Source organism: Streptomyces phytophilus, assembly GCF_013870535.1.
Taxonomy (GTDB): Bacteria; Actinomycetota; Actinomycetes; order Streptomycetales; family Streptomycetaceae; genus Streptomyces; species Streptomyces phytophilus.
Map to the genome: position 1 here is coordinate 1 of NZ_JACBXC010001248.1, position 1,744 is coordinate 1,744.

General features: G+C 74.4%; 2 protein-coding genes and 1 pseudogene. All 3 read left to right on the forward strand.

What is annotated here, in order from left to right; all coding sequences use genetic code 11:
• The coding region (locus H5J30_RS31275; protein ID WP_181790906.1) for a DUF192 domain-containing protein at nt 1-292 on the forward strand (292 nt) is incomplete at its 5' end.
• 111 nt (nt 293-403) lie between these two features.
• On the forward strand, nt 404-1,342 hold the full coding sequence (locus H5J30_RS31280; RefSeq protein ID WP_181790908.1) for a DUF1444 domain-containing protein: 939 nt from the start codon (nt 404-406) through the stop codon (nt 1,340-1,342).
• 173 nt (nt 1,343-1,515) lie between these two features.
• Nucleotides 1,516-1,744: pseudogene (locus H5J30_RS31285) on the forward strand (hypothetical protein); the annotation flags it as partial.

Sequence of the window (1,744 nt, forward strand, 5' to 3'; positions counted from 1 at the left end):
CTTCGCCCGCCGCAGCCGCGGCCTGCTCGGCCGCGACGGCCTGGCCGGCGCCCTCCTCCTCACCCCCGCCCAGGGCGTGCACACCCTCGGCATGCGCTTCGCCATCGACGTCGCCTACCTCGACCGCCGGCTGACGGTCCTGGCCGTACGCACCATGCCCCCCGGCCGCCTCGGCCGCCCCCGGCTGCGGGCGCGGCACGTGCTGGAGGCCGAGGCGGGCGCGTTCGCCGGCTGGGGTGTACGGCCCGGGGTGCGCCTGGGCGTCGTGCCCGCCCGGGCGGGGCAGGACTGACCGGGCCGCGGGAGCGTCAGTGGCGCTCGCTACGATCGAAAACGACCGTGATCGCGGCCGGCACGCCGGGCGGCGGCGCGGACGGCGTACGGACGTACAGGGGGCACCACCGTGGGGATATTCGGTCGCAAGCCGCGCCGCGACGCGCGTGACACCGCGCGCGACGCCTCGTTCGAGTTCTTCTCCGAGGACGAGGGCGCGCGCTTCCGCGCCGGGGTCCACGCGGCCTTCGCCGAACAGGGGCTGGAGGTGACGGTCGGCGCGGACTCGGTGACCGACAGCTCGGGCCGGCAGTTCGGCCTGGGCAACCTGGCGGCCGTCTGCCACAACGACGCCCGCGGCCCCCGCGTCTGGCCCGAGCTGACCCGCCGCCACATCGGCATCATGCTGCGGGCCATGGACGGCCCCTCGGTACTGGACACCATGCCGGCGGAGAAGTTCCGCGCCCAGCTCTACCCGCGGCTGCTGCCCGACGAGATGGCCGGCTCGGACGGCTTCGACTACGCGCGCCCGCTCGCCGACGGGCTGCGCGAGGTGCTCGCGCTGGACCTCCCCGAGAGCGTCATGGTCCTCCCCCGCTCCTCGCTGGAGCCCTTCGGCGACGTCGCCGTGCTGCGGGCGCGGGCGCTGGACAACCTGCGCGGGCTGCCCGTCGAGGCGCACGAGACGATCGAGCAGGAGGAGGGCGCCCGCGTCGACGTGGTGATGGGCGAGTCGATGTTCACGGCGAGCCTGGTGCTCACGCTGGACGAGCTGGTGCCCCGGGTCACCGGCCGCGGGCTGAGCACGGACGGCGCGCTCGTGGCGATGCCGTTCCGGCACCAGATCGCGTTCCACGCGATCCGCGACCGGCACGTGATAGCCGGCCTCAACACCCTCGCGCAGTTCGCCGCCGCGGGCTTCGAGGAAGGCGTAGGGCGGATCACGCCGGACGTCTACTGGTGGCGCGCCGGGTCGCTGACGCGGCTCAGCGTGATGGAGGAGGACGGCATCAAGATCATGGTGGACGGGGAGTTCCAGGCCGTGCTGGAGCGGCTCATCGAGGGCTGAGCCCGGGTATCCGGCGGGCGCCCGGGAGTTGCCCGGGGGTGGACCGCCGGCGGCCGGCGGGCCCACTCTCCGCGACGCGCCCCGAGCGCCCCTGGCAAGCGCGCGGGCACCGGCCTACGGTGGGGGGCCGAAGAGCCGGCGGAAGACTGCGCCTGGAGCCGAAGGAAGCAGCCATGGGCGACTGGTGGTCCATCGAGGTGTCCGACGCGCACTCCTCCGCACTGCGGTGGAAGGACGCGTACGAGTACGCACTCGTCGAGTCGGCGATCAGCAACCGCGCGACGACATGGGACTGGCACGTCCACTCCCGCGGCATCGTCTTCGAGATCGCGTTCCGGGAGGAGAGCGACGGGGAGGCGTGGTGCCGGCTGCCGGGCGTACGGGCGGCGCTGGACGCCGTAC